Origin of the sequence: Leucobacter soli (assembly GCF_042659205.1) — a bacterium.
GTDB lineage: Bacteria > Actinomycetota > Actinomycetes > Actinomycetales > Microbacteriaceae > Leucobacter > Leucobacter soli.
Genome location: NZ_JBHSRW010000168.1, coordinates 1 through 5,051 on the forward strand (window position 1 = coordinate 1; position 5,051 = coordinate 5,051).

Annotated in this window: 5 protein-coding genes; all 5 read left to right on the forward strand. The window is 68.7% G+C overall.

The features are described from left to right. Positions 1-362: 362 nt before the first annotated feature. Positions 363-932 carry a hypothetical protein gene (locus ACFPZL_RS09830; protein ID WP_218116412.1) on the forward strand — a complete coding sequence of 190 codons (570 nt, stop codon included), beginning with the start codon at positions 363-365 and terminating at the stop codon, positions 930-932. A 127-nt stretch (positions 933-1,059) separates the two neighbouring features. Beyond that, entirely contained in the window at positions 1,060-3,063 is a 2,004-nt protein-coding gene (gene thrS / locus ACFPZL_RS09835; RefSeq protein ID WP_218116411.1) for a threonine--tRNA ligase, read from the forward strand. A 68-nt stretch (positions 3,064-3,131) separates the two neighbouring features. Further along, positions 3,132-3,629 (forward strand): HIT family protein, encoded by a 498-nt coding sequence (locus tag ACFPZL_RS09840; RefSeq protein WP_218116413.1) that lies wholly within the window; start codon positions 3,132-3,134, stop codon positions 3,627-3,629. A 135-nt stretch (positions 3,630-3,764) separates the two neighbouring features. Continuing rightward, positions 3,765-4,529 carry a YebC/PmpR family DNA-binding transcriptional regulator gene (locus ACFPZL_RS09845; protein WP_218116410.1) on the forward strand — a complete coding sequence of 255 codons (765 nt, stop codon included), beginning with the start codon at positions 3,765-3,767 and terminating at the stop codon, positions 4,527-4,529. A gap of 31 nt (positions 4,530-4,560) precedes the next feature. Continuing rightward, the coding region (gene ruvC, locus ACFPZL_RS09850) for a crossover junction endodeoxyribonuclease RuvC (RefSeq protein WP_382335254.1) at positions 4,561-5,051 on the forward strand (491 nt) is incomplete at its 3' end.

Consider the following 5,051-nt stretch of genomic DNA (forward strand, 5'->3'; position numbering starts at 1 on the left):
ATGACAATGTCTGTTCTACCGCGTGATCATGCGGCTAGATCGGGGTTCTATCCACACGTTTTGGCCGGTAACCCCGGTTCGGCGGCCTCGGCCCGCCGAGGCCGATGGGCAGAACGGTACGGGATCGTCGAGGCGGTACGAGATCGTCGGTCGAAGGGATGCAGTGCGGACGATCACGTACAGTCTCGTGGGTGCGTACGTGCTCGGATACATGGGGGGCGTACATGCGTACACCCGAGGGCTCCAGGCCGTGAGAGCGCCCGGGCTCTCGCCGAGAGCGCCTGCGCCACCCCCGTCATCTCCCTGAGCGTTTCCGGTGCACCCGGGAGCGCCGGGCGCCCCCGCGGTAGAATCGTCGCATCGTGACTTCCTCCGCGGCGACTCCCCGGGCCGGTGCATTCCGGCGCTCCGGCGTACGCACTTCCGCCGCAGCAGCGGTCCTCGCGTTCTTCGGCACCGCCGCGATGGCGCCGTTCTCGGTGGCGAACGCCCTCCCAGGCGATGAGCGCGCGGCCGTGTTCGACGCGGCGGGCGCGCAGGAGTTCACCTCCGCCTTCGCGCCCGAGCAGGCGCTGTTCCTCGACCGGTCCGCGGTCGTCGAGACCGGCGATGCCGCAGGCGGATCGGGCGGATCCGGCGGTTCCACCCCCTCCGGGGCGCTGTACACGCTGCAGCAGTTCATCTTCAGCGGCGTCGTCAACTGGGGCGGCTACCGCTTCACCTACTACAGCCAGCAAGTGCTGCCCGGCGGCGGCCTGCAGATCCCCGGCCGCCACGTCAACGCCGGCGGCTATGTGAGCGACCGCGACGGCTACATCGTACTCGCGGGGTCAGCACCCCTCGGCACCGTCTTCGAGACACCGTTCGGCTACCCGGGCAAGATCTACGACCGGGGCACGGTCGGGAACCACCTCGACGTCTACATCCGCTGACGCGGTGCAACTCGGGGCCTCCACCGCGCACCGCTCCCGAGCGCCGTTGCCGAGCCCCGTGCCGCCGGCCGGTTCGGCGCGCCGCCGATCCCGATAGAATCGACGGGTCTGATTCGTCCCCTAGTAGATGGAGCGTGCCCCGGTGGCTGATGGCTTCTCCCTGTTCTCCGATCGGTCGGTCGTCGCCATTCGCGTCAACGGTGAATTGAAGGATCTCGCGGCGGAGGTCACGGAGACCGACGCGGTCGAGCCCATCACGATCGACAGCACCGACGGCCTGAACATCCTGCGTCACTCCGCCGCCCACGTGCTCGCGCAGGCGGTGCAGCGGATCAACCCCGAGGCGCGACTCGGCATCGGCCCGCCGATCACCGACGGCTTCTACTACGACTTCGATCCGGCGCAGCCCTTCACGCCCGAAGACCTCAAGGCGATCTCCTCCGAGATGCAGCGGATCGTGAAGCAGGGCCAGCGCTTCGTGCGGCGGGTCGTGACCGACGACGAGGCGCGCGCCGAACTCGCGGCCGAGCCCTACAAGCTCGAACTGATCGGTCTCAAGGGCGGCGCGGGCGACTCCGGAGACGTGGGAGGCAGCGACAACGAGAACGTCGAGGTCGGCGGTTCCGAGCTGACGATCTACGACAACGTCGACCCGAAGACCGGCGAGGTCTGCTGGAAGGACCTCTGCCGCGGACCGCACCTCCCGAACACGCGCATGATCGGAAACGGATGGGCGCTGACCCGCGCGGCCGGCGCCTACTGGCGCGGCAGCGAGAAGAATCCAATGCTGCAGCGGATCTACGGCACGGCCTGGCCCACCAAGGACGAGCTGCGCGAGTACCAGACGCGGCTCGAGGAGGCCGCGAAGCGGGACCACCGGCGGCTCGGCAAGGAGCTCGACCTGTTCAGCTTCCCGGACGAGATCGGATCCGGTCTCTCGGTCTGGCACCCCAAGGGCGGCATCATCCGCGGCGAGATCGAGCAGCACGCCCGCCGCCGCCACATCGCCGGCGGCTACACCTACGTCTACACCCCGCACATCTCGAAGGAGGACCTGTTCCTCACCTCGAACCACCTCCGGACCTACCGCGAGGGCATGTTCCCCCCGATTCGCATGGATGAGGAGCGGGACGCGGACGGCACCATCACGAAGCAGGGCCAGGACTACTACCTGAAGCCCATGAACTGCCCCATGCACATCCTGATCTACAAGGAGCGTGCACGCAGCTACCGCGAACTGCCCATGCGCCTCGCCGAGAACGGCACGGTGTACCGGAACGAGCTCTCGGGCGCTCTGCACGGGCTCACCCGCGTGCGCGGCTTCACGCAGGACGACTCGCATCTGTTCGTCACCCAGGAGCAGCTCGAGTCCGAGGCCACGAGGGTGCTCGAGTTCGTCATCTCGATGCTGCGCGACTTCGGGCTCGAGGACTTCGAGCTCGAGCTCTCGATGCGCGACGACGAGAAGGACAAGTGGATCGGCAGCGACGAGTTCTGGGACTACGCCACCGACGCGCTCCGCAACGTCGCCGTCAAGAGCGGGCTCAAGCTCGTCGAGGTGCCGGGGGAGGCCGCCTTCTACGGACCCAAGATCGACCTCAAGACCCGTGACGCGATCGGGCGGACCTGGCAGCTCTCGACCGTGCAGGTCGACCCGAACCTGCCGGAGCGCTTCGACCTCGAGTACACGGGCGCCGACGGCGAGAAGCATCGCCCGATCATGATCCACCGGGCGCTCTTCGGCTCGATCGAGCGCTTCTTCGCGATCCTGCTCGAGCACTACGCCGGCGCCTTCCCGGTGTGGCTCTCGCCCGTGCAGGTGGTCGGGATCCCCGTCGCCGAGCAGTACGGCGAGTACCTCGACGGGATCGTCGATCGGCTGCGCCGGCAGGGCGTGCGCGCCGAGGTCGATCACGGCGATGATCGGATGCCGAAGAAGATCCGCACGCACACGAAGGCCAAGGTGCCGATCCAGCTGATCGCCGGCGAGGAGGATCGCGCCGCCGGCTCGGTCAGCTTCCGGTTCCGCGACGGATCGCAGCTCAACGGCGTGCCCGTCGACGAGGCCGTCGAGCGGATCCTCCGCGCGGTCGAGACCCGCGAGCAGGTGGATACGGCGTGGCAGGCCTGAACGAGCAGCCCGGAGGAGTGCCGGCGGAATCGCTCGCGGAGAGCGGTCTCGTCGGAGTGCCCGACGAGATGCAGCGGCTCTGGGCGCCGCACCGCATGGTCTACATCGCGGACACGCACCAGCCCGACGAGCACGACTGCCCGTTCTGCCGCGCGCCGTCCTTCGACGACGCGCAGTCGCTGATCGTGCACCGCGGAGCATCCGCGTACGTGCTGCTGAACCTGTACCCGTACAACAACGGGCACCTGCTCGTCTGCCCGTACCGCCACATCAGCACCTACGACGAGGCCGATGCGGCCGAGGTCGCCGAGATCGGTGCGCTCACGCAGACCGCGATGCGCGTGGTGCGGGAGACCATGGATTGCCAGGGCTTCAACATCGGTATGAACCAGGGCGCGATCGCCGGCGCCGGGATCGCCGCCCACCTGCACCAGCACATCGTGCCGCGCTGGGCCGCCGACTCGAACTTCTTCCCGATCATCGCGAAGACGAAGTCCCTGCCGCAGCTGCTCGGCGACGTCAGGCAGCGGATCGCCGCCGCGTGGCCGGTGGACCCCGGGCCATGATCCGCCTCCCGCGAGCGGCTGCCGCGGGAACCTGCGACGCCGACGATGCGACGTCGGCGGCCCTGCGCGGCCCTCGTGCCCGCGGGATCATCTGAATAGACTTTCATCGACTCGACAGCAGAAAGAGGAGCTCCCGTGTCCGGACACTCCAAGTGGGCGACCACCAAGCACAAGAAGGCCATCATCGACTCGCGTCGGGCCAAGGCATTCGCGAAGTACATCAAGGTGATCGAGGTATCGGCGCGCATCGGCGGCCCCGACCTCGAGGGAAACCCGGCACTGGCCGACGCCGTGCACAAGGCGAAGAAGAACTCGGTCCCCGGCGACAACATCGATCGCGCCATCAAGCGCGGCGCCGGCATCTCGGGCGATGCGGTCGAATACTCGACCATCATGTACGAAGGCTACGGCCCGAACGGCGTCGCGCTCATGATCGAGTGCCTCACCGACAACAAGAACCGCGCGGCGGCCGAGGTGCGCACCGCGCTCAGCCGGAACGGGGGCACCCTTGCCGACCCCGGCAGCGTCGCCTACAACTTCGCGCGCAAGGGCGTCATCACCGTGCCGGCCGAGGGGACCAGCGAAGACGACGTGCTGCTCGCCGTGCTCGAGGCGGGAGCCGAGGAGGTCGCCCCGACCCCGAACGGGGAGGCCTTCGAGGTCGTCACCGACGCCTCGGAGCTCGTCGCAGCGCGCACGGCGCTCGTCGATGCCGGGATCGACTACGACTCGGCCGAGGCCGAGTTCGTGCCGAACCTCAAGGTCGAGATCGACGCGGACACGGCGCGCAAGGTCTTCCGGCTGATCGACGCGCTCGAGGACAGCGACGACGTGCAGAACGTCTTCTCGAACTTCGACCTGAGCGCCGAGGTGCAGGCCGAGCTCGCGAACGACGACTGATAGCCGAGCCCGACGAGACGGCACGGCGGCCATGCGGATACTCGGCATCGACCCCGGACTCACCCGGTGCGGGATCGGCGTGGTGACGGCGGGCCCCGGCCGCACCGTCGCCTTCGAGCACGTGGAGGTGCTCACGAGCCCGAGCACGGCCGCGCAGCCCGAGCGGATCCACCGTATCGGGTCGAGCATCGAGCGCCTGCTCGAGGGGGATCGCCCCGACGCGATCGCCCTCGAGCGCGTCTTCGCCCAGGACAACGTGGCGAGCGTCATGGGCGTCGCTCAGATCAGCGGTGTGGTGATGTACCTCGCCGAGCAGCGCGGGATCCCGCTCGCGCTGTACACGCCGAACGAGGTGAAGGCGCAGGTGACCGGCTACGGCAGCGCGGACAAGTCCCAGGTGACGACCATGGTGACGCGTCTGCTGCGGCTGCAGGCGCCGCCGAAACCCGCCGACGCCGCAGACGCGCTGGCGCTCGCGATCACGCACGCCTGGCATCTGGGGCGCGGCGGGGCGGCGAACCG